This is a genomic window from Sphingopyxis selenitireducens (assembly GCF_051550705.1).
In the GTDB taxonomy this organism is placed as follows: domain Bacteria; phylum Pseudomonadota; class Alphaproteobacteria; order Sphingomonadales; family Sphingomonadaceae; genus Sphingopyxis.
This window is the reverse complement of the sequence record NZ_JBPULG010000002.1, coordinates 232,673-255,091: the sequence shown is the minus strand read 5'-3', so window position 1 is coordinate 255,091 and position 22,419 is coordinate 232,673. Positions and strand designations below refer to the sequence as shown.

The 22,419-nt window shown below is 63.3% G+C and carries 20 protein-coding genes; 10 read left to right on the top strand and 10 right to left on the bottom strand.

Annotation, left to right across the window (positions count from 1 at the left end):
• The first annotated feature begins 67 nt into the window (after nt 1-67).
• The 5 genes from ACSYDV_RS07085 to ACSYDV_RS07065 all read left to right on the top strand — a co-directional run bounded on the left by ACSYDV_RS07085 (nt 68) and on the right by ACSYDV_RS07065 (nt 6,077).
• Nucleotides 68-1,081, top strand: coding sequence for an NADP-dependent oxidoreductase (locus ACSYDV_RS07085; RefSeq protein WP_438323086.1), 1,014 nt, complete (start codon nt 68-70; stop codon nt 1,079-1,081).
• A 21-nt stretch (nt 1,082-1,102) separates the two neighbouring features.
• Nucleotides 1,103-3,076, top strand: coding sequence for an oxidoreductase (locus tag ACSYDV_RS07080; protein WP_438323085.1), 1,974 nt, complete (start codon nt 1,103-1,105; stop codon nt 3,074-3,076).
• Between the two features lie 110 nt (nt 3,077-3,186).
• Complete coding sequence (locus tag ACSYDV_RS07075; RefSeq protein WP_438323084.1) at nt 3,187-3,585, top strand: Zn-ribbon domain-containing OB-fold protein; 399 nt, start codon at nt 3,187-3,189, stop codon at nt 3,583-3,585.
• Nucleotides 3,582-4,730, top strand: coding sequence for a thiolase family protein (locus tag ACSYDV_RS07070; protein ID WP_438323083.1), 1,149 nt, complete (start codon nt 3,582-3,584; stop codon nt 4,728-4,730). The genes ACSYDV_RS07075 and ACSYDV_RS07070 overlap by 4 nt, the downstream gene beginning before the upstream one ends.
• Before the next feature lie 36 nt (nt 4,731-4,766).
• Nucleotides 4,767-6,077 (top strand): MFS transporter, encoded by a 1,311-nt coding sequence (locus ACSYDV_RS07065; protein WP_438323082.1) that lies wholly within the window; start codon nt 4,767-4,769, stop codon nt 6,075-6,077.
• A 198-nt stretch (nt 6,078-6,275) separates the two neighbouring features.
• Here the strand turns inward: ACSYDV_RS07065 and ACSYDV_RS07060 are convergent, their stop codons facing one another.
• Nucleotides 6,276-7,664 carry an aminotransferase-like domain-containing protein gene (locus ACSYDV_RS07060; protein ID WP_438323081.1) on the bottom strand — a complete coding sequence of 463 codons (1,389 nt, stop codon included), beginning with the start codon at nt 7,662-7,664 and terminating at the stop codon, nt 6,276-6,278.
• A 117-nt stretch (nt 7,665-7,781) separates the two neighbouring features.
• On the opposite strand from ACSYDV_RS07060, the gene ACSYDV_RS07055 reads away from it, so the two are divergent.
• Nucleotides 7,782-8,642 carry a DMT family transporter gene (locus ACSYDV_RS07055; protein ID WP_438323080.1) on the top strand — a complete coding sequence of 287 codons (861 nt, stop codon included), beginning with the start codon at nt 7,782-7,784 and terminating at the stop codon, nt 8,640-8,642.
• A gap of 69 nt (nt 8,643-8,711) precedes the next feature.
• Here the strand turns inward: ACSYDV_RS07055 and ACSYDV_RS07050 are convergent, their stop codons facing one another.
• The 3 genes from ACSYDV_RS07050 to ACSYDV_RS07040 all read right to left on the bottom strand — a co-directional run bounded on the left by ACSYDV_RS07050 (nt 8,712) and on the right by ACSYDV_RS07040 (nt 11,416).
• Nucleotides 8,712-9,566 carry a DMT family transporter gene (locus tag ACSYDV_RS07050; protein ID WP_438323079.1) on the bottom strand — a complete coding sequence of 285 codons (855 nt, stop codon included), beginning with the start codon at nt 9,564-9,566 and terminating at the stop codon, nt 8,712-8,714.
• Nucleotides 9,567-9,882: 316 nt separating this feature from the next.
• Nucleotides 9,883-11,094 carry an NO-inducible flavohemoprotein gene (gene hmpA, locus ACSYDV_RS07045; RefSeq protein ID WP_438323078.1) on the bottom strand — a complete coding sequence of 404 codons (1,212 nt, stop codon included), beginning with the start codon at nt 11,092-11,094 and terminating at the stop codon, nt 9,883-9,885.
• 43 nt (nt 11,095-11,137) lie between these two features.
• The gene (locus ACSYDV_RS07040; RefSeq protein WP_438323077.1) at nt 11,138-11,416 is read right to left on the bottom strand and encodes a TehB family protein; all 279 of its coding nucleotides are present in this window, start codon (nt 11,414-11,416) and stop codon (nt 11,138-11,140) included.
• Between the two features lie 177 nt (nt 11,417-11,593).
• Between ACSYDV_RS07040 and ACSYDV_RS07035 the strand changes: the two genes are divergently transcribed.
• A complete protein-coding gene (locus tag ACSYDV_RS07035) occupies nt 11,594-12,031 on the top strand; it encodes an Rrf2 family transcriptional regulator (RefSeq protein WP_438323076.1) in 438 nt (145 codons plus the stop codon).
• Nucleotides 12,032-12,085: 54 nt separating this feature from the next.
• Here ACSYDV_RS07035 and ACSYDV_RS07030 read toward each other — a convergent pair whose 3' ends face one another.
• The gene (locus ACSYDV_RS07030) at nt 12,086-12,730 is read right to left on the bottom strand and encodes a hypothetical protein (RefSeq protein ID WP_438323075.1); all 645 of its coding nucleotides are present in this window, start codon (nt 12,728-12,730) and stop codon (nt 12,086-12,088) included.
• Between the two features lie 251 nt (nt 12,731-12,981).
• Entirely contained in the window at nt 12,982-13,257 is a 276-nt protein-coding gene (locus ACSYDV_RS07025; protein ID WP_438323074.1) for an HU family DNA-binding protein, read from the bottom strand.
• A gap of 547 nt (nt 13,258-13,804) precedes the next feature.
• Between ACSYDV_RS07025 and ACSYDV_RS07020 the strand changes: the two genes are divergently transcribed.
• Both ACSYDV_RS07020 and ACSYDV_RS07015 read left to right on the top strand, forming a co-directional pair.
• On the top strand, nt 13,805-13,945 hold the full coding sequence (locus ACSYDV_RS07020; RefSeq protein WP_438323073.1) for a hypothetical protein: 141 nt from the start codon (nt 13,805-13,807) through the stop codon (nt 13,943-13,945).
• The gene (locus tag ACSYDV_RS07015; RefSeq protein WP_438323072.1) at nt 13,942-14,655 is read left to right on the top strand and encodes an SDR family oxidoreductase; all 714 of its coding nucleotides are present in this window, start codon (nt 13,942-13,944) and stop codon (nt 14,653-14,655) included. Before ACSYDV_RS07020 ends, ACSYDV_RS07015 begins: the two co-directional genes overlap by 4 nt.
• A 37-nt stretch (nt 14,656-14,692) precedes the next feature.
• Here ACSYDV_RS07015 and ACSYDV_RS07010 read toward each other — a convergent pair whose 3' ends face one another.
• The 4 genes from ACSYDV_RS07010 to ACSYDV_RS06995 all read right to left on the bottom strand — a co-directional run bounded on the left by ACSYDV_RS07010 (nt 14,693) and on the right by ACSYDV_RS06995 (nt 19,901).
• Entirely contained in the window at nt 14,693-15,778 is a 1,086-nt protein-coding gene (locus tag ACSYDV_RS07010) for an NADH:flavin oxidoreductase (RefSeq protein ID WP_438323071.1), read from the bottom strand.
• Between the two features lie 34 nt (nt 15,779-15,812).
• A complete protein-coding gene (locus tag ACSYDV_RS07005; protein ID WP_438323070.1) occupies nt 15,813-17,435 on the bottom strand; it encodes a flavin-containing monooxygenase in 1,623 nt (540 codons plus the stop codon).
• Between the two features lie 93 nt (nt 17,436-17,528).
• Nucleotides 17,529-19,124, bottom strand: a complete 1,596-nt coding sequence (locus tag ACSYDV_RS07000; RefSeq protein WP_438323069.1) for an AMP-binding protein — start codon at nt 19,122-19,124, stop codon at nt 17,529-17,531.
• Nucleotides 19,125-19,136: 12 nt separating this feature from the next.
• Nucleotides 19,137-19,901, bottom strand: coding sequence for an enoyl-CoA hydratase/isomerase family protein (locus tag ACSYDV_RS06995; protein WP_438323068.1), 765 nt, complete (start codon nt 19,899-19,901; stop codon nt 19,137-19,139).
• A gap of 292 nt (nt 19,902-20,193) precedes the next feature.
• Here ACSYDV_RS06995 and ACSYDV_RS06990 point away from each other — a divergent pair, with 292 nt between their 5' ends.
• On the top strand, nt 20,194-22,371 hold the full coding sequence (locus ACSYDV_RS06990) for a TonB-dependent receptor (RefSeq protein ID WP_438323067.1): 2,178 nt from the start codon (nt 20,194-20,196) through the stop codon (nt 22,369-22,371).
• Nucleotides 22,372-22,419 lie beyond the last annotated feature (48 nt).

Genomic DNA, 22,419 nt, shown 5'->3' with positions numbered 1-22,419 from the left:
CGCCCCAAGGCCCTAGCCCCCTCGCCACTTGGCGCGCGCGCAATATCCATATCGATCGGGAAATATGATGAACGAAAAAGCTCGGATGGTTGTTCTCGCCCGGCGTCCCGGGCCGAATATTTCGGTCGACGATTTCGCCGTCGAGGAACACCCACTACCCGAAACGGGCGACGGCCAGGTGCAGGTCCGCAACCAGTACATCAGCGTCGATCCCTATATGCGCCTCGCGCTCAGCGACCGGAACGGGGTGAGCGCCGCCAAGGCGGTCGGCGACGCGATGACCGGCGGCGCGGTTGGAATCGTCGAGGCCTCGCGGGCGCCCGCGCTGCCCGTCGGGACGATGGTAACCAGCCAGTTCGGCTGGCGCGACCGCTTCGTCGCCGATGCCGCAATGGTCCAGCCGGTTGCGGCGGACGTCGGCCGCCCGAGCTGGTACCTCGGCATATTGGGACTGACGGGGCTCACCGCTTATGCGGGGATCGAATATATATTGGAACCGAAGGCGGGCGAGACCATCTTCGTTTCGGGAGCTGCGGGCGCGGTGGGCTCGGTGGCGGCGCAGCTCGCGCGGCAACGCGGCTGCCGTGTGATCGCTACCGCCGGCACCGACGACAAGGTCGCCTGGCTGAAGGATGAACTGCGGCTCGACGCGGTCGCCAACTACGCCACCACCGACCTCGCGGCGTTTCTGGCGAAGGAATGCCCCGCCGGAATAGACCATTATTTCGACAATGTCGGCGGTCCGACACTCGATGCCGCGATCACCGCGATGAAGCCCAAGGGCCGCATCGTCGTGTGCGGTGCCATCTCGCAGTACAACACGCCCAATTATTGCGCGGGTCCGGGCGAATTCTTCAAGATCTCTGAAAAGGGGATCACGATCGTCGGGCTCAACGTCGGAATGTGGTTCGACCGCGGCAAGGAAGCCTTCGGCGATCTCGCGCGACGTCTCGCGGCGGGCGAACTGATCTGGGAAGAAACGGTGGTCGATGGGCTCAACAATGCCCCGCAAGCCTTCGTGTCGCTCTTCTCGGGCCAGAACAGAGGAAAAATGGTCGTCGCGATCGACCCGGCACCCTGATCGAACGGAGCGGAAGCAGACATGGCCTTCACGCATATCATGACGCCGATCCGCATCGGAGCGGTCGAGATCAAGAACCGCGTCTTTCGCTCGGCGCACACCACCGCCATCGGCGGCGGGACACTAAGCGACGACCTCGTCGCCTATCACGAAGCGCGGGCGCGCGGCGGCATCGGGCTGAGCGTGATAGAGGCGATGTCGGTGCAGCCCTCCTCGCTTGCGGCGCTCAACATGATCGACCCGTCGCTTGCCGAAAAATATCCGCGCATGATGAACCGGCTGCGCCCGCACGGCATGCGCGTGTTCCAGCAGTTGTTCCATGCGGGCCAGCACGGCCGCACGCTCGACGGATCGCCGCCCTGGGCGCCGTGCGACCAGCCGGGCGTGACCAGCGGCGTCGCCCCCGTGCCAATGACCAGGATGATGATCGACACGATGGTCGGCGCCTATGCGGCGGCGGCGGCCAAGCTCGAACAATGGGGCTGCGAAGGCGTCGAATTCCATTGCGGCCACGGCTTCCTGCCGCAGCAATTCCTGTCGACCTATGCCAACGACCGTACCGACGATTATGGCGGCTCGCTCGAAAATCGCGCGCGCTTCACGATGGAAGCACTTGCCGCGATCCGGGCGAGCGTCGGCGCCGGTTTCGTCGTCGGCATCCGCCTGTCGCCCGACATGCTGGAAGGTGGTGTCGGTGTAGAGGATAATCTGGCGGTCGCGCAAATGGCCGAAGCTGCGGGCCTCGTCGATTATGTCAGCATCTCGTCGGGCACATTCCAGACGATGGACAAGACGATCGGCGGAATGCACGAACCCATGGGGTTCGAGATGCCCGTCACGACCCCGATCACATCGCAGTTGAGGGTACCGACGATGATCGTCGGGCGATACCGCACGCTCGAGGAAGCCGATCAGGCGATCCGCGCCGGCGACGGCGATATGGTCGCGATGGTCCGCGCGACGATTGCCGACCCCGATCTCGTCGAAAAGACGCTCGCCGGCCATCCCGAGCGCGTCCGCCCGTGCATCGGTTGCAATCAGGGCTGCATCGGCCAGCTACAGTCGCCCCCGAACCGTATGGGCTGCGTCGTCAATCCGGCGGTGGGATATGAATTGAAGATGGGCGACGACCGGCTGACACCGGCCGAACAGCCTGGGAAGATACTCGTCATCGGCGGCGGCCCCGCCGGGATGGAAGCCGCGCGCGTCGCGGCGTTGCGCGGGCATCAGGTCGTGCTCGCCGAAGCCGAGTCCGATCTCGGCGGCACGGCCAAGCTCGCTGCCGCCGCGCGGACGCGGGCCGGCATCCGTGACATTCTGGTCTGGCTGGAGGACGAAGTTTATCGCCTCGGCGTCGATGTGCGCACGAGCAGCTATCTCGACGTCGACGATATCCTTGCGGAAGCACCCGACAAGGTTATTCTTGCCACCGGTTCGCTGCCGCGCATGGATGGCATCCAGCTGTCCAATCCGGGCGAGCCGATTACGGGCTTCGCGCAGCCGCATGTGCTGTCGTCGAACGACCTTTTCCTTTCGCCGAACCGCGCCCCCGGAAAGTCAGCGGTCGTGATAGACGACAGCGGCCATTATGAAGCGATCGCGTGCGCCGAATATCTCGCCGAGCGCGGCGTCGAGGTCACCTTCGTCACGCGGCATATTTCCTTCGCTCCGCTGGTCGAAAGCGCCTTGATGACCGAGCCAGCACTGCGCCGGCTGCACGAGGGCAAGTTCACGCTCCACACGCGGATGCGCGCGCTGTCGATCAGCCCCGACCATGTGGTGCTCGCGCCGACCTTCCTGCCCGCCAACAGCAACGCAACGCTCAGCGTACCCGCCGACACGGTCGTCTTCGTCTCGCGCAACCGCCCGAGCCGCGACCTTGCCGACGCGCTGCGGGATCAGGGCATCGCCGTGTCGCTGGTCGGTGATGCCAACGCCCCGCGCTTCCTGCTCGCCGCCATTCGTGAGGGCAATCAGGCCGGGGCCACGGCCTGAGCGGCGCCCATCCTTCGCCGCATCCATTTTCTTGCAAATATATTGCACGTTATATAAATGATTCGTCAGCATAGGCAATCAAGCCCGGCACAACAAGAATGGGTGGGGAAATGGACGACGCGCAGGGGCTTTCGCCGATTGCCGCAGGACTGTGGGACGCAGGGCCGCCACCGCGCTTGATCGGAGGCCGCAAAGCCAATGGCGAGATCATCTTTCCGCTGCCAGATGAGCCCTCGGAGCCCCTCGAACGGATCGAGCTGGCGACCAAAGGTACGCTCTGGTCTTGGACGAGCCAGGAGTTTCAGCCCAAGCCCCCCTTCGTCGGCCCCGAGCCCTTCGAACCTTTTTTACTCGGCTATATAGAATTGGCGAATGAAGTGATCGTCGAGAGCCGCATCGTGGGGACGTCGATCGACCGGCTAACGCTGGGGATGCCTATGCAGTTCGTGATCATCCCCTTCGACGACCATCGCAGCACCTATGCCTTTCGTCCGGAGCAACGCGCATGAGCGAGAAAGTCCATATCATCGGCACGGGCATCCATGCTTTTGGCAGGACCGAGGGGCGATCGGGCCGCGCGCAGGGCGTGTTCGCGCTGCGCCAGGCGCTCGCCGACGCGGGGATCGAATGGGCCGACATCGGCTTTGCCAGTGGCGGCTCGGTCGCCGCCGGGTCGGCCGACATCATGGTCAACGACCTGGGGCTGACCAGCCTGCCCTTCATCAACGTCCACAACGGCTGCGCGACTGGCGGCAGCGCGCTGACCGCGGCGCACAATGCCATCGCATCGGGCATGTGCGACGTCGCGGTCGCGGTCGGATTCGACAAGCATGAGCGCGGCGCGTTCAACGCGAAGCCGTCGGGTTACGGCCTCCCCGAATGGTATGGCGAAACCGGCATGATGCTGACGACGCAATTCTTCGCGCTCAAGATCCAGCGCTACATGCAGTTGCACGGGATCAGCCGCGAAACGCTCGGCCGGGTCGCCGAAAAGGCGTTTCGCAACGGCGCGCTGTGCGACCACGCTTGGCGGCGCTCTCCGGTCGATCTCGACACGATCCTGAACGCGCCGATGGTCAACGACCCGCTGACCAAATATATGTTCTGCTCGCCTGCCGAGGGCGGCGTCGCGCTCGTCCTCGCGAGCGAAAAGAAGCTGCGCGAACTCGGAAGCGACGGCGTGCGTATCGACAGCATCGCCTTCCGCACGCGGCCCGAGGGATCGTTCGAGGTCTTCGCGCCCTCGATCCGCACCCCTCCGGGCGGCAAGCCCACTGTGCTTGCCAGCCAGGCCGCGTTCGAACAGGCAGGCATCGGTCCCGGCGACGTCGACGTCGCGCAATTGCAGGACACCGAAAGCGGCGCCGAGATTATGCATATGGCCGAAAACGGCTTTTGCGCCGACGGCGAACAGGAAGAATGGTTTGCCAACGGCTGGTCCGAAATCGGCGGGCGCCTGCCGATCAACACCGATGGCGGCTGTCTTGCGTGCGGGGAACCCGTCGGCGCGTCGGGGCTCCGTCAGGTCTATGAGAATGTCCAGCAGCTTCGCGGGCGCGCCGGCGCGCGGCAAGTGCCGCGCGATCCGAAAGTCGGGTACAGCCATGTCTATGGCGCGCCCGGCCTATCGGCAGTGGCGATCCTCTCACGCTAGCATCGAAATCGCATTCGCGGGATGAGGGAGCCACCATTGCAGCATCAGGACCAGACCGCCGCCGCACCCGGGACATCGAACCTGCGCTACAGCTATTATGTCGTGCTGTTGCTGATGCTCACCTATATCCTATCCTTCCTCGACCGAGTGCTCATCAGCCTCCTCGCAGAGCCGATCCGCGCCGAATTCGACCTGGGCGACACTGAGATCGGGTTGCTCGTCGGGTTCGGCTTCGTACTCTTCTACACCGTGCTCGGCCTCCCCTTCGGCGCCGCCGCCGACCGATCCAACCGGCGCAACCTCATCGTGATGGGCCTCGTTGGCTGGAGCCTCGCGACTGCTGGAAGTGGAATAGTCAGCGGGTTCGGCGGTCTGCTGGCGATGCGCGCACTCGTCGGAATCGGAGAGGCGGCACTGTCGCCCGCCGCGCTCTCGACGATCGCCGACCGTTTCCCGCCCGACCGGCTGGCTTTCGCCATCTCGCTCTATTCGTCGGGTGTGGTGCTAGGCGGCGGCTTGGCGATGGGCTTTGGCGGAATGATCGCGGAATGGGCCGCGCAGACGACCGTCTCGCTCGGTGCACTGGGAACGATCAGCGACTGGCGGCTCGCAATGCTCGCCGTCGGGCTGCTCGGACTGCCGCTCGCACTGCTGCTGCTGACGACGATGCGCGAAGCGCCGCGCAGCGCGCCGCTGGCGGAGGTGCCCGGGATCGGCGTGCTGCTCATGACGATGAAAGCAAACGCCAGGGCCTTCGCCACGGTCTTCCTCGGCTTCGGTTGTCTGGTGATCGCGGGCTATATCCCCATGCTCTGGGGTCCGGCGCTGCTCGCACGCGCGCACGGGATGGCCGCACCCGATATCGGAGTGGCGCTGGGCGTGATCGTCGGCCTGTGCGGCTTTGCGGGCGTCCTCAGCGGCGGCCTGCTGTCCGACCGGATGACGCGGCGCGGGATCGTCCATGCCCCGGTCCTGCTGGTGCTTGCAACCTTACCGCTGCAGGCGGTGTCGTTCGGGGCCGCTTATCTGCTAACCCACACGCCGACGGTGCTCGTCCTGCTCGGACTTGGCGCCTTCCTATCCTCAATGCTCGGCGGTTTGCAGGCGACGACCGTGCAATTGCTGGCACCAGCGACGATGCGAGGACGGACCATGGCGCTGTATCTGCTTGTCGTGACATTGCTCGGCATGGGGCTGGGCCCACTCGTCATCGGGCTGCTCAGCGACCATGTCTTCGCGCAACTGCCCCTCGCGCTCGCGACCGTATCGACCGCGTCGCTGGGCCTCGCAACCGCGATCCTGTGGACCGGCCGCAACGCGGTACGCGACGCAATACGCGCCACGTGAATGGGACTACCCGTCGTGGGCAACTGGCACTGACGACCTGTTACCGCCTATCGAACCGGCCATTGGGTTGAGCCGCTCATCAGCCACGCCCCCTGCCCTCTTAACGACATGCCATGCTCTTTGGCGGCAGAGTTTCGGGCGCGTTGCCCGGGCATGACAGGCCAATGCGCCCCAATGGGCACCGACTACAAGCAGGTATCAGCGATTCAGCGCCTGACGCAGAGTGTCGAACAGCAAAGCCTCGCCACACTGCGCGACATTAAAGCGCAGATATACCTGTGCTGATTGAGCAACGCTAAAAACATTTCCGGGTGCCAGGACGACGCCGCGTTCGATGCAAAAACGGGCGACATCAGTCGAATCACATCCCTCCGGAAGCGTGCACCAGAGATAGAAGCCGCCGCGAGGCATGATCCACGGCACGATGCCCAACGCCCCGAGGCGATCCGACACATCCTGCCTTTGCCGTGCAAGGCGCAGACGCAGTTCGGCCATATGCTTGCGATAACCGCCGCCCGCGAGGACGTTCGCGATCAGCCCCGTCGCCACGGGACTCGGCCCGCCGAAACTCGTCGCGACCTGAAGGTCGACCAGCCCCTCGATCCAGTCGGCGCGCGCAGCGATATAGCCGCATCGGACAGATGCAGAGAGCGTCTTCGAAAAGCTCCCAATCCGAATGACGCGATCGAGGCCGTCCAGCACGGCAAGCCGCGGCGACGGCGTCGGTTCGAAGTCGGCGAAAATATCGTCTTCGACAATGGTGAGATCATGCGCCGTCGCTGCGCTTAACAGGCGATATGCGGTCTGCGGCGAAAGGCTTGCGCCGGTCGGATTGTGAAGCGCGGAGTTGGTGATGTACAATCGTGGCCGATGCGCGATCAGCGCCGCCTCGAACGCGGCGATGTCGGGACCCGTTGGCGTATAAGGGATGCCAACGATCTTGACCTGATGCGCACGCAGCAGTGCCTGGAAGTTAAAATAGCCGGGATCGTCGACCATGACCGTATCGCCGGGATGCAGCAGATAGCGGCAGATCAGGTCGATGGCCTGCGTGCCCGAACCCGTCAGCAGAAGCTGGTCCGACACCGCCTCAATCCCTTCTTCGGCGAACCGGCCGAGCAGCAGTCGCCGCAAAATGATTGAGCCGCGTGCGCTGCCATAGTCCGACAAGAGCGCATCGTCGGCCCGTGCCATGGCACGCAGCCCGCGGCGCAGCAGATCGTTGGGCATCCAGTCTGCCGGCAGCCAGCCGCATCCGGGCTTCAGCACGTCCGGATCGGCATCCAGCGACTGCCGCGACACCCAGAACGGATCGACCGCACGGTCGCGGCGTGGCCCCATTTCGCCGAGCGACATGGGAGGCATGTTGGCTCCGGTAACGTAGAACCCCGCCCCCCGCTTCGCGCGAATCAACCCTTCGGCCGCCAGCCGGTCATAGGCCTCGACGACCGTGGAGGGCGATACGCCCATTGTCTCCGCGAACCCCCGCACCGAGGGCAACCGATCGCCCGGGGCAATGGCACGAGCCGCGATTTTTGCGCGGATCGCCGTCATTAATTCTTCGGTCCGGGTCGCGTTGCGCGGCATCGCTCACTCCTTATTGTATGGATATATACAGCCATACACTTATCACAATCTGTAACAGATTGTGCCTGTTTGGACCATCCCGGATCACCTAGCTGTCGCTTCAGAAAGCGAGGAATCATGGAACGGTCTACCACCGGCTGGGGAAGCGGACTTCTCGGCGTCATCATCTTCAGCGGCTCCTTACCGGCAACGCGTGTCGCGGTTGCCGACTTCTCCCCCTTGTTCCTGACGTCGGGCCGGGCGGTGATCGCAGCCCTGCTTGGGGCGGCATTCCTGCTCGCAATGCGCCAGACGAAGCCGACCCGAACAGATATCGTGCCACTCGCGATTGTCGCGATCGGTGTCGTTGTCGGGTTCCCGTTGCTGACCGGTTTTGCGCTGAAGCACATCACCGCCGCCCACTCGGTGGTTTTCATCGGGCTATTGCCACTTTCGACGGCCATCTTCGGCGTTTTACGCGGCGGAGAACGACCCAAACCTGCTTTCTGGGCTTTTTCGACCCTCGGCGCGGCAACCGTGGCGGGCTTTGCGCTTTACCGCAGCGAGGGCGGTTCGGTTATCGGCGACCTGCTGATGCTGGCCGCCGTCATCCTGTGCGGCCTCGGCTATGCCGAAGGCGCTGCGCTCTCCCGCCGCCTGGGCGGGTGGCAAGTAATCAGCTGGGCGCTTCTTCTCACCCTCCCGCTCATGACGCTGATTGCACTCACGACCTTGCCTGCGACCTGGAGCGGTATCGGCGGCCCGGCTTGGGCGGGATTCGCATATGTCTCGGTCTTCTCGATGATGCTGGGTTTCGTCTTCTGGTATCGCGGCCTTGCGCTCGGCGGGATTGCCGGGGTCGGCCAGCTGCAACTGCTCCAGCCCTTTTTCGGACTGGTCCTGGCTGGGGTTCTTCTCGGCGAGCCGGTCGCGTGGACGATGATCGCATCGACCGTGATCGTGATCCTTTGCGTAGCCGGCGCCAAGCGCTTCTCCTGAGCACCGACGCCGGCATCGGGAAGGCATCGGGAAGGCGCGCACTCCTGCAAAGTGCGACGCCCTGCCCGTTCAGTTGCGTTTCTCTCGAAATACGACCAGCAGCCCGACGACGACCAGAACCAGTCCGGCAATGGCGTAGAGAGACATCGGATTGCCCAGAATGAGCCAGTCCATTGCCGCGGTCACGCCGGGCACCAGATAGAAAAGGCTTGTCACATTCACGAGATTGCCGCGTGCGATAAGCCGATAGAGGAGGAATGTCGCACCGACGGAAATGACCAGTCCAAGCCACAAGACCGGCAGAACAAACCCCGGCTCCCACGAGGCATGAAGCGGTCCGAACGGGGCGATGGCGCCCGCGAAGACCAATCCAGTCATATATTGCATGGGCAGCACGGCCCATGGCGCTTGATCCTCGCTTTTCTGAACGATCGATCCGATGGTAATTCCGGCGAGCGAAAGGCCGGCGAAGAACAGGCCCAGCGCGTCGAAGCGCGCAGCAACCAGCCCGTCCCAAACCACAAACACCAGTCCCGCCAGCGCACAGGCCAATCCGAGCAGCCTCGTCCGGCTAGCCCGCCTTTCGGTCAGCAAAAGGGTAGCGATCGGCTGCACACCCAGCAGCGTGGCAAGCGCGCCGGGCGTCATCCCGTTGTCGAGCGCGAGAAGATAGCAAGCCGAGTACAGACCCGCGATCGACAGCCCCACAAGAGCGACACGTTTTCGGCTTCCCCGCGCTGGCAAGAATGCGCCGGACCAGACGGCCAAGACAGCGAGGGCCGCCAACGCGACGACATAACGGGCAATCAGGATTGCAAAGGGCGAGCCATATTGAAGCCCGATTTTAGAGACGATGGCGCCGCTGCTCCACAGCAGTACGAACGCGGTTGTCGGCACAAGCACCGACGCATGACGATTGAGCATGAAAAATCACCTGAAAGATTGTGACGTCTGCGCCCGAGGCGCAGCTTCGTTCGGCCGACAGGTCAGTCGGCGGCGATCGTGACGGGCGGGGGCGGTGCCCCGACACGCCCGACGAATTTCGTCACATCAGGTGGGGAAATGGAAAATGACGCGGACGCCAGCGACCCTGCGAAATGGTGCTTGAAGGTGGCGAGCGTGAGCATGGGGCTCAACCTACAGGCTTGTTCCCGTCCGTTCAAGTCTCGACGCCAGGAAGCGAAGGGGCCATTGCAGGCTCATGCCGTCCCGGCGCCCTTCACCTTTCTGTTTGCCATCTTCAGGCAGCGAGCAGTTCGTCGGCCGGACCGAAAAATTCGTAATGAATGCGATCCGACGGCACCCCGGCGAGCGACAGTGCCGATACCGATGCCCGCAGGAACGGGCGCGGACCGCAGATATAATAATCGGCCTCGCCGACCGCCGTGTTCGTGAGCAGCCATTGCTCGCTGATCAGTCCGGCGCGATCATAATCCTGCCCTTCCACTTCACCGGCGAGCGGGGTCTGATGGAAATCGGTGATGCGGGCGGCCGGGCTGAGCGCCGCCAGCGCGCGAACATGAGCGCGCATTGCGTGGGTTTCACGGTCATGGGTGCCGTGGATATAGTGTACCGGCACGTCGCTGCCGCTTTCGATAATCGCCTCGAGCATCGCCACCATCGGGGTCAGGCCGACGCCGCCCGACAACAGCACCACCGGACGCTGAGGGCGGTCGGGCAGGAAAAACTCGCCCGCCGGCGCGGCCACTTTCAGCATCGAACCCGGCTTGGCCTCATCATGAAGCCAGCCTGACGCGAGCCCCTGCGGCTCGCGCTTCACCGAAATGCGGTAAGTCTCGCCATTGGGGGCGGCCGAAATCGAATAGTTGCGTTTGACCGGCGGATGGCCCGGAATCTCGAACCAGAAGGTCAGATACTGGCCCGGTCGATAACCCATCACGGGCCCGCCGTCGGCAGGCGTGAGGGTGAAGGATTTGATCACACTGCTTTCACGCACCACGTCGGTGATGCGAAAGTCGCGCCAGCCGTTCCAGCCGCCCCGTGCGTCCTTCTGTTCGCCGTAAATCCGTTCTTCGCGCGCAATCAATATATTGGCGAGGAACCAATAGGCCTCGCCCCACGCCGCCAGAACTGCGTCGGTCGCCGCCTCGCCAAGGACAGCCTTGATCGCACCCAGCAGCGCATCGGCGACATGCGGATAATGCGCAGGCTGAATCTGCAGTCCGACATGTTTTTGGGTGATCCGCTCGACCGCCGGTGCCAGCGCGGCGAGATTATCGATATTGCTGGCATACGCCAGAATCGCCCCCGTCAGAGCGCGCGGCTGCGCGCCCGCATCGCCGTGGTTCGACTGGTTGAAGAGGTCGCGGATCTCCGGATCCTGGAACATACGTGAATACATTTCACGGACGATATCGAGGCCATGTGCTTCGAGCGCGGGAACGGTGGCCTTGACGAGCGCGATGGTCTCGTCGCTGAGGGGCTGCGACATGAAATACTCCTGATAATGTTATGAAAATATGGTTTGGGTGGGATCACTCACCCGCAGGAGGGCGATCGTAGAAATCGACCCGCATCTTCATGGGCCCCACCGGCGTGACGAAATGGGGTTGGCCGGGAAGGATCAGTCCGGACCGTTCGGGATTGAGCATGATCTCGGACGGTGGATCGAGATAGCTCAGCAAAAGCTGCCCCTCGATGACCCGGATCATCCCCCAAACCCCCGCCTTGGTGTCGTGACGGGCGCGAAGCGCGGCGGGCAGCGTATCCTGATCGAACACGGGCGTCGAACGATAGGGCGCGGGCGCACTCATTTCCGTGAGCCCAGCGATGGCGGGCGGCTTCGAACGCGTATCATCTCTATCGGCATTCGCATTCACGACTCATGCTCCAAATCATGTATCTGTGATGCATCTATTCATGCATGCCAAAACATGCAACATAAATGCATCTTACATGACCACGCCGCCTTTCCGGCCGCAGGAACGATGATGAAACTGACGCTATTTACCGACTATGCGATGCGGACCCTGCTCCATCTGGGGGCCCATCCTGATCGCCTGTGCTCGATTTCCGAAGTCTCGCAAGCCTTCGGCATATCGCAAAATCATCTGATGAAAGTGGTCAACCAGCTGGCGCGCGAGGGCTATGTCGAAACGGTTCGCGGCCGGTTTGGCGGCATCAGGCTGGGCAAGCCCCCCGAAGACATCAATATCGGCGCGCTTGTGCGCGATACCGAAGAAGGCTTCGACCTTGCTGACTGTGGAAGCTGCGTGATCGCGCCGGCATGCGGTCTCACCGGCGTGCTCGGGCAAGCCCTCGCTGCCTTTCTGGCGGTGCTCGACAGCTACACGCTCGCCGACCTTCTGGTGCAGCGCAGCGAGCTCAGGCAATTGCTCACGGGCGAATTTAATCGGGAGCTTCTCTAACCCCGCGACCGATCCCCGCCAGCGTAGAAGCTGTGCGTGAATGGACCCAACGCCCTATCGGCGGGAGTTTAGTTTATTCAGAAGTACGCGCGCACTATATTGCTGATGCGCGCAAAAATTGGCCATATTCCAATCGCTACCACCCTCTTCCGCCTTTTCCTCTATCCAGGCCTGATAGCAAAAATCGAGCGCCTTTGCGTCAAGGTCTGCGGCCCCCTTCGCGATTTGCGCGCGCAGCAGGCGAAAGCCGCGGTGGCCTGCGGCCTGATCCGACAGGCACGCCGCATTGTTGATTTCGGATGTGCGGCCCTCGGCAGAAGCCGTCGGTTTCGGCTCTTCCTGCATGCAAAAGGCGGCCGCCGCTTTCACATTAAATGCTCCGCCGGATTGCGACGCTTCGACTTCCGGCTTGGTGTTTTTCTCCGCGCAGAAACCGGCCATTCCCCAATCCGGCTGCTCGGGCTCCTCCCAGTGGCTGGCGAGGCATTGACGGTAAACCGTGCGGTTTTCCGGTCGATCGTGAGTCCATAGCAGCTGAAACTGGTAATGATCCTCCATCTCGTCCTTCAGACACCGAAATTGGCCATCCACATCGCTGCCATGCCTATCGGCGCATCGCTGCAATATGACGGTCTGATCAAAGGCGGGAAGGTCGACCGCGACATCAGCGGAGGTCAGAAAAAAAGCCACAAGGAACATCGGTCATCGCTATCCTGTTTCGGTTGACGACCGGCATTCTAGCAACAGAATCGATAACAAATACAATTGTTTCCGGCTGGAGGCTCTGCAACCGAGTGGCCAGCCTCCGGTTCAATGGGCCGCACGGACCCGACAACCCGGAACGGATCTGTGCACAATCCCGCAGCTTTTCTCAGGCATGTTTACAACGCGCTTGCGACAGCGCCAGATGCCCACTGTCCCCGCCGGCATCGCCAGCGGGGAGATCGGGATCAACCGTTAAGGCGATCTTTGACAGCCTTGGCAGCGCCAAAAGTCAGTTTCTTCGAAGCTGCGATCTGGATCGTTGCGCCCGTCGAAGGATTGCGACCTTCGCGTGCTGCCGACTCCTTGACCTTGAACTTCCCGAAGCCGTTCACCGACACTTCGTCACCCTTGGTGGCGGCGTCGGTGATCGCGGCAAACACGGCATCGACGGCCTTTTTGGCATCCGCCTTGCTGATGTCGAGCGAAGCGGCAACGCTGTCAGAAAGTTCGGCGTGGTTCATTTTGAATCTCCTGATGCGCCCGGGTCTATCCCGGGCGGGACGCTGCTATAGTCGTGAGCGCAGCCTGACGCCATGCATCAAACAAAAGAGCTGCGACAATAGCTGCGTGCCGCAAACAAGGCGCTTGTTGCAAACTAAGAGGCGAGCGACAAACGGGACCAGAATTCGGGGTATGGCAGCGCCATCTCCTTCGATGGATAGAAGGAGATGGCTCACTGTGCAAAGCGTCGCGGATATAGCGCGCGTCGGCACCGGTTCCCTCACCCTGTTGCCCGGCCTGCCCCGGATCACCACCCGTCCCTCCAGCGCTCGTCCCGATGCCGCCTGCCCCGTGCGGCGAAGGGGGCGGAAACCACTTCAAAGGATCCGCGCGATCGCGTCGGATCCCCTCGCGGCGGAGTGAATTGGCTCTAGATTGTCAGCCATAGCCGGCAAGGGTCTCCGAGCTCAATTGGCGCATTGACAAACTTGCCCGGACAAATACTTTGAATGCTAACTAATTTCCCAACTCAATCCGGGAAAATTGGGTGCGTTCAGGGGAGGGTTTATGTCGCAACATGTGGATTCCAGATTGGCGCTTGCAGGCGACACACCGATGATGGCCGCTCCGATTGGCGGCATGGCACCGGCGTCGATCCAGCTCGTGACGCCGAACCAATGGCACCAGACGGCGGAGATCCGGGCATGAATACGGCGCCGACATTTTCCACGCTTGCATCGCAGCGGCTGCTCGTAGTCGGCGGAAGTTCCGGCATCGGTCTCGCCACCGCGCAGCTCGCCGCTACCCACGGCGCCCTCGTCACCGTGACCGGGCGATCGGAGCAACGCGCGGCGGAGGCCGCCGCGAGCATCGGCAAGGGGGCGGCAAGCGCGGCCTTCGACATGACCGACGAAAAGGCGGTAGAGGCCTTCTTCGCAGGCAATGAGTTTTTCGACCATATCGTCGTCGCCGCCGCCGAAATTCGCTCCGGTCCTGTACGCGATTTGGCGCTGGACACGGCGCGCACGACTTTCGCATCCAAATTCTGGGGCCCCTATCTCGTCGCACGCTTCGCGCGACTGGCCGAGGGCGGATCGCTGACATTCGTCTCCGGCGCTGCGGCGCGGCGGCCGCGTGCGGGACGCGCTCCGGTCGCCGCAGCCTGCGCCGCCATCGAGGCTTTGACCAAAGTGCTTGCGGCCGAACTGGCGCCCGTGCGGGTCAATTGCATTGCGCCCGGCATGGTCGACACACCGATGCTGCGCGCCATCCGCCCGGCCGGGGCACCTGTTCCCGCGCAACCGATCCGGCGCCCGGGCGAGCCCGAAGAAATTGCTTTTCAGATCCTTGCCTGCGCCGCCAACCCCTACATGACCGGCTCGATCATCGACGTGGACGGCGGTCTGGATGTAAGTTGAGCAGATATGCAGTGGCTGCCATGACCGCCGGTTGATCCTATTCGCCCGGCTGGACGAACCCCGGCCAGCGCCGCATATAGTGGATGAACTCGTCGCTCAGACCTTCTGCGCGCAAATGTTCGGCCGACACCGGCAGGGCCGGCGAACGATAAGCGGGATCGCGGCGCACGCGCTCGGGAAAGTCGTGCCGCAAGATGGCCGCGCGGCCAATCACCACAAAGTCGCAGCCGGCTTCGATAACGCTGGCCGCCTCTTCGGCGTCCATCACCTTGCCGGCGGCACCCAGCCGGACATTTCCGCGCGGGAGTTCGGTAAAGACGCTCATCAGCGAACGCCCCTTGAACCGCTCGTCCTCGGGCTCCTTGGCCACGTCCCACAGCGACATATCAAGAAAATCGATCTTTTCCTGCCGCAACACTTCGACCGCTACGTCGCGGATTTCTTCGAGCTCAAGGCCAAATCGCTCGGGCGACAGCCGCAGGCCCAGCTGGAAATCGGGCCGCGTGACGGCGCGGATGCCGTCGATGATTTCGAAGAGTATCCGCGCGCGATTCTCGATGCTGCCGCCATAGCGATCGGTTCGCCGGTTGCTCGCCCCCGACAGGAATTCGGCGAGGATATAGCCATGCGCGCCATGGACCTCGACGCCGTCGAACCCCGCCTCTTCGGCGCGCCGTGCACCCGCGATGAAATCATCGCGCAGCGCCTCGACCTCGGCTTCGGACAAAGCCCGGACATTGCGTTCGGCGACTTCCGACGGCGCGACCGGCGCGTCGATGAGTTCGGGTTCGGCGCGACTGCCGGCGTGATGCAGTTGCAGCGACGACAGCGAGCCGCGCGCCTTGATCCCCGCCGCGAGTTCCGCGAGCCCCTCGACATGATCGTCGTCGAACACGCCGAGCTGCCCCGTAAACCCCTGCCCGACCGGCTGAACGTGCGAGGCAGCGGTCATCGTCAGCGCAAAGCCGCCCGCCGCGCGCATCTCCAGCCAGTTGCGCTCGGTATCCGACAATGTGCCGTCGGCATGGCTCTGTCGGTTGGTCAGCGGCGCCAGCATCAGCCGGTTCTTCATCGGCGCGCCGCGCGCGAGGGGAAGCGGCTCGAACAGCTTTTCGAACGACATGTCGTTTCTCCGTTTCGGGACGCGGGTGCCGGGCTTATCGTAGCGTGAAGCCGCGATATCCCTCCGCCGCCGCGTCGGAACAGATTTCGCGATAGCGGCCAAGCCCGCCGATGTAGACCGGAAAAGTCCGCGGCTTGCCCGGCACATTGGCGCCGGTGTACCAGGTGTTGGCGGTCGGATAGAGCGACAGTGAGCCGAGCGTCGTCACCTTCTGCATCCAGCCGTCTTCGGCATCGGCATTCGCCTCGATCGAGCGCAGGCCGTCGCTGCGCATATGTTCGATACAGTCGCAGACCCAGTCGACATTCTGTTCATTCAACAGGATAAAATTGGCCAGCGCCGACGGGCCGTTCGGACCCGCGATGACGAACAGGTTCGGAAAACCCTCGATCATCAAGCCGAGGTGCGAGCGTCCGCCGTCGGCCCATTTGTCCTTGAGCTTGCGCCCGCCCCTGCCCTCGATATCGATCGACAGCATCGCGCCGGTCAGCGCGTCATAGCCGATGGCGGCGATGATGATGTCGACCTCGACTTCGCCCTCGGCGGTGCGGATGCCCTTTTCGGTGATCTCGACGATCGGATGCTCAAGGCAATCCTTCAGCGTCACATTGTCGCGATTATAGGCTTCATAATAGCCGGTATCGAGGCACGGACGCCGCGCGAAGATCGGGTATCCGCGCGGAGTCAGACGCCGCGCGGTGTCCGGATCATTTACCGTCGCCGCGATCTTGCCGCGCACGAATTCGGCGACGACCTCGTTCGCATCGCGATTGGTGAGCAGGTCCGAAAACAGTCCGAGGAAGGACAGGCCGCTATGCGCCCACGCATCCTCCATCAGCTTTTCGCTCTCGGCAGGTGTCACGCTGAACACCGGCCGATGCGTAATCGGACGCACGCCGCCGGTCAGCGAATGACGCGCCGCAGCGCGCAGCCCCGGGTAATGCGCCTTGATATGCGCAACATAATCTTCGTCGAGCTTGCGGTTGCGCATCGGCAAGGTGAAGCTCGGCGTGCGCTGATAGACATACAGATGTTCGGCCTGTTCGGCGACCACCGGTACGATCTGGATGCCCGACGATCCGGTGCCGATCACCGCGACGCGCTTGCCCTTGAGGTCGACATCGTGATGCGGCCATTTGCCCGACAGATAAAGCTCGCCCTTGAACTTGTTCGCGCCGGGAATGTCGACCTGCTTTGGCACCGACAGCGGGCCGGTCGCCATCAGGCAATAGCTTGCCTCATAGACCTCGCCGCGATCGGTCTCGATCCGCCACAGCGCGGCGTCCTCGTCATAATGAACAGCGGTCGCGCGCGTTTCGAAGCTGATGTCGCGTTTCAGGTCGAGCTTGTCGGCGACAAAGCGCGCGTAGGACAGAATCTCGGGCTGCGCGGCGAACTGCTCGCTCCACGTCCATTCCTGCTGAATTTCGTCGGAGAAGGAATAGCTGTAATCGATGCTCATCACGTCGCAGCGGGCGCCGGGATAGCGGTTCCAGTACCATGTGCCGCCGACATCGTCGCCGGCCTCGATCAGATGGACGTCGAGCCCCATGCCGCGTGTCCGGTGCAGCGCATACATGCCGCCGAAGCCGGCGCCGATGATCAGCGCGTCGAGGCGGCGGGGAGTCTTGTCGGGGGAGGAATTGGCCTGTTGCATCAAAAATCCTTGGGAAAGTCTTTGTGTCGGTCGTCGGGCTGAAAGGTCGCCGGTCCGCGCGCGCCCAACGCGGACGCCGCGGACCGGCGACGATCAGCCAGTGGACGTCCGGGCTGAAACTTCGGCGCGCGCGAGATCCATCCCGCTCCGATAATCGCTCTTCCCGCTCGCATGACGCGGCAGGACGGCGACACGGATGATCGTGCGCGGCAGCTTATAGGCGGCAAGATCGTGCGAAAGCGCGGCGCGGAGCGTCAGATCGTCGGGGCTGTCGCCCGCCTCGATCAGCGCGGTGACGACGCTGCCCCACTTCGGGTCGGGCAAACCGAAGACCATGGCGTCGGCAACGCCGTCGACGCGCTTCAGCGCCTCCTCCACCTCTTCGACGAACACTTTTTCGCCGCCGGTGTTGATGCACATGCTGCCCCGCCCGAGCAGGCGAAAACGTCCGTCGGGAAGGCGTTCGGCCATGTCGCCCGGCACCGCATAAGCCTGTCCATCGATGGTGCGATAGACGCTCGCGGTTTTTTCGGGATCGCCATGATAACCCGCTCCGAAGGGCGGACGACGTGCAAGCCAGCCCGAACCGACCTCGTCGTCCGCCAGCACGCGGTCGCTGTCCTGATCGACGATCACCGTCTGCGGCCCGGGCTCGAACAGGCCGGTCGGCGTTGCACGGTCCTTGTTGGTGATCGCATAGCCAAAGCCCGACGCCTCCGACGCGCCGAGAATGTCGAGCAGGGTAAGCTGCGGCAGCGCCTCAAGCAAAGCCGCCTTCACCTGTTCGGACCACATCAGGCCCGCCGACGAAATCAGCCGCAGTGCGCTCAAATCCCAACGCTCCGGATTGGCGAGCAATGTGTCGGCCATCGGCCGTGCAAAGGCGTCGCCGACGATCAGGATGCGCGTAACCTTGTGCCGCTCGGCCTCGCTCCACAATTCCTCGGCGCTGAACCGATCCGACGGCAGCAGCACCGCCGTCCCGCCGACGAGCAGTTCGGCGAGCGAGCTGTTGAGCCCCGCGCCGTGCATCAGTGGACAGGCAGGCATGACACGCCCCGCCGCACCCTTCAGTACCTGCGCAATATGGTCGTCCATGCTCGCCGGGGTTGTAACCGCCACGGGAGATTCAAGCTGCGAGCGCCGCGCGTCGGCCGAACGCCACATCACGCCCTTCGGGCGTCCGGTGGTGCCGCCGGTATAGAGGAGATAGCCGTCGTCGGGCGACCGCTGGATGTCCAGCGGCGACGCATCGCCATCCGACACGATGCCCTCATAAGCGCCGTCGCTGCCGATCTGCACCGCATAGGTCAGATGCTCGATCCCCCCGCCGATCAGCGACGCGACGACCGGCCCGAATTCGTCCTGATAGAAAAGCCCCGCCGCCTGGCAGTCGCGCAGCACATATTCGATTTCAGACGTCGTATAGCGATAGTTGAGATTGACGTGCGTCAGCCGCGCCTTGAACGCCGCCGCAGCAATCTCGATGAACTCGGGAATGTTGCGCCCAAGGATCGCGATGCGCGCGCCAGCGGGCAAACCTGCTGCCAGCATCGCGCGTGCCAGCCGGTTTGTTCGGGCGTCGAAATCCGCCCAGTTGGTGACATGGTCGCCGCGGATGATTGCCGGGTGGTCGCCCGGGACATGCGCGGCGGTCGCGTCCAGCAGGTCGCCGAAATTCCAGTCCATAGCGCGTCGCCCTCAGCGGCCCTGGAAAACCGGCGCACGCTTCTCGACGAAGGCTGCGACAGCTTCCTGCGCGTCGTAGGAGGTCGACAGCTTCGCCGTGTTGCCCTGCTCATAGATATAGCCGTCGCGCAGCGTCATATTCTCGATCGTGCGCATGCTGTCCTTGGCATAGCGCGTGGCGAGTGGGCTCTTCGACGCGATCACCGCCGCCATGTCCATGCAGTAAGGCAACAGCTCATCGACAGGCAGGCAGGCCTCGATGATGCCGCGGCGGTACATTTCGGCGGCCGGGGCGCGATAGCCGGTCAGCATCATGCGGCGGGTCAGCGAGTGCGGGACGATGCGCGACGTATGCTTGCCACCGCCCATCAGGCCGACGTCGATCTCCGGAAGGCCGAAGACGGCGTTTTCGGAAGCGACGATTATGTCGCAGCTCGCCGCCAGACCGAAACCGGCACCCAGCGCGGGGCCATTGACTGCGGCGATCACCGGCTTGGCACAATCCGCAATCGAATAGGCGACCTCGCGGACGACGCGGTTACGGTTCCAGCGCTTGCCGGGAATCGAAAGGTCGGGCCGGTTCTTGAGGTCGGCCCCGGCGCTGAAACATTTGCCCGCGCCGGTCAGCACCGCGACGCGCACATCGTCGCGATCGTTGAAGCTATCGAAAACATCGGTGAGTTCCTGAAGCATGTCCAGCGCGGCGGCGTTAACCGGCGCATTATCGAGCGTGACGAGCGCGATATGGTTTTCTACTTCGGTACGAATGCTGCTCATGATCCTGTCTCCCATTTGCCGGGACCATGGCATCGGGACGGCGCGAGCCGGACGCGAAAGCCGTCCGATGCGCCGAAAATCTCATTCTGGATTGAAAGGCGCGCTGCGGAATCGCGATTGTGATTATCGGCGCCCGGCACGGGACCTTCATTGCCCTTCGCGCCGCAACGCAGGAACGGGGGGCCGTCGCCTCTTCACGGGACGGCGACACGATTTAAAGCCCGCGCACCCCTTCGAGGCGAAATGCCAGCGGAAGGATCAACGGAATGCGCGATTCACCAGGGAGTGGACGATGAAAAGGCACAGCAAGCTTCTTATGGCGAGCGCCGGTTTGATTGCGATTGCCGGGGCGACCCCAGCATTTGCACAAGACGAAGCCGCATATGACGACACCGCGCAGGAAGAAGCGCAACCGAGCAGCGGCGGACTGACTGACATCGTCGTGACCGCAACCAAGCGCGGTTCGGCGCAGAATGTCCAGGACGTGCCGATCGCGATCACCGCGTTCGGCTCGAACGAGCTCGACAGCATCCACGCGCGCTCGATCGCCAGCGTCAGCTATGCGGTTCCCAACGCCTCGCTCGAAAGCGTCGGCACGACGCCGGGCTATGCGAATTTCTCGATCCGCGGCCTCGGCATCAACAGTTCGATCCCATCGATCGACCCGACCGTCGGCGTTTTCGTAGATGGCGTCTATCTGGGCGTCAGCGCGGGCGTACTCTTCGACACCTTCGACCTTGAGGGCGTTGAAATCCTGCGTGGCCCGCAAGGCCTGCTCTTCGGCCGCAACGTCACTGGCGGGGCGGTGCTGCTGCGCACCACCACCCCTTCGAACCGCTTCCGCCTCGACGCAAAGGCGGGTCTGTCGACCGGCCTCGAAAAGCGGGCGAGCATTTCGGTCTCGGGTCCGATCGCTGGCGACGTGCTGAGCGGCAAGGTCGCCGTCTATTATAATGACGACGCTGGCTGGTTCAAAAACGACTTCGACGGCAAGAAGATCGGCGGCAGCGAAACGATGATCGTCCGTTCGGCGCTTCGCCTCCAGCCCAGCGACCGCTTCGACCTCGTCCTGCGTTACGAACATGGTCGCATTCGCGGTGACGGCCCGGCGGTCACGAACCATGGCCTCTTTCCGCGCGACAGCTTCCGCGTGAACCAGAACTACGCCGGTTTCGTCAAAACCGACTGGGATCAGGGCATCGCCGAACTGAACATCGACACCGCCTTCGGCGACGGCAAGATCACCAACATCGCTGCTGTCCGCGCGCTGTCCAATGACTCGGGCGCCGACGTCGACGGGTCGCCGGTGACGAGCCTGCACTCGCGCAACAACATTCACCAGTGGCAGTTCAGCAACGAACTGCGCTACGCTGGCACCTTCGGCGCGTTCGACGTGACGACCGGGCTTTTCTACTTCAATCAGGACATCAACTATGCCGAACAGCGTCTGCTGTCGGGCGGCGCGCTGACCGTTTCGGGCGGCGGCCGTCAAAAGCAGCGCACGGGCGGCGTTTTCGCCACCGTCGACTGGCACGCCACCGAACAGCTGACCTTCAGCGTCGGCGCACGCTATTCGGCCGAGGAAAAGGACGTCCAGGTCCGCTCGATCGGCGTCGGCGGCTGCGACCTCGACGTTCTGCGGTGCAGCTATGACTTCACCGACAAGGACAGTTGGGACGGCTTCACGCCGCGCATCGGCGTCCAGTTCAAGCCGACCGAGGACACGTTGCTCTATGCCTCGTTCGCCAAGGGCTTTCGCAGCGGCGGATACAACTTCCGCAACCTCAACCCCAATGTCGATCCCGGTCCCTTTGATCAGGAAAAGCAGGACGCTTATGAAATCGGCCTGAAGCAGGAATTCGGCGGCTTTGCCCGTGTCAACATCGCGGGCTTCTACAGCCGCATCAACGGCACGCAGCGCGAATTCCAAGCGCCCTTCGCGCCGTTCGGCAACTTCCAGATCATCACCAACGCGGCCGATGTGTCGATCAAGGGCATCGAGGGCGAACTGGTCGTCAAGCCCTTCGCCGGCCTGACGATCGCGGGCCAGTTCGGCTATACCAAGGGCAAATATGAAGACATATTGTTCGACCTGAACGCCGACGGTGTGATCAACGATACCGACTATGCGCTGAAACTGCCGCGCCTGTCGCCGTGGAGCTATGGCGGGTCGATCACCTATGCGACCAGCCTCGGCGGTGATTTCGACGCCGAAGCGCGCGTCGGCGCCAATTATCGCGATGCCGCCTTCTACAACGACCAGAACACCGGCCTGCTCCGCGCGGCGACGATGGTTGATGCCAGCCTCGCGGTCACGCACGGCCGGGTTAAGGTGTCGGTCTATGGGAACAACCTTCTCAACGAAGCGACGTTCGGAACCGAGGCGCCCCTGCCCTTCTTTGCCGGCTCAACCTTCTCTCCGCTTAACAAGGGCCGGGTCTACGGCGTTGAAGTCGGCTACAAATTCTGATCTCTCCCACTGGAGCCCGCCCAAAAGCGGGCTCCATTTTTATGGGGC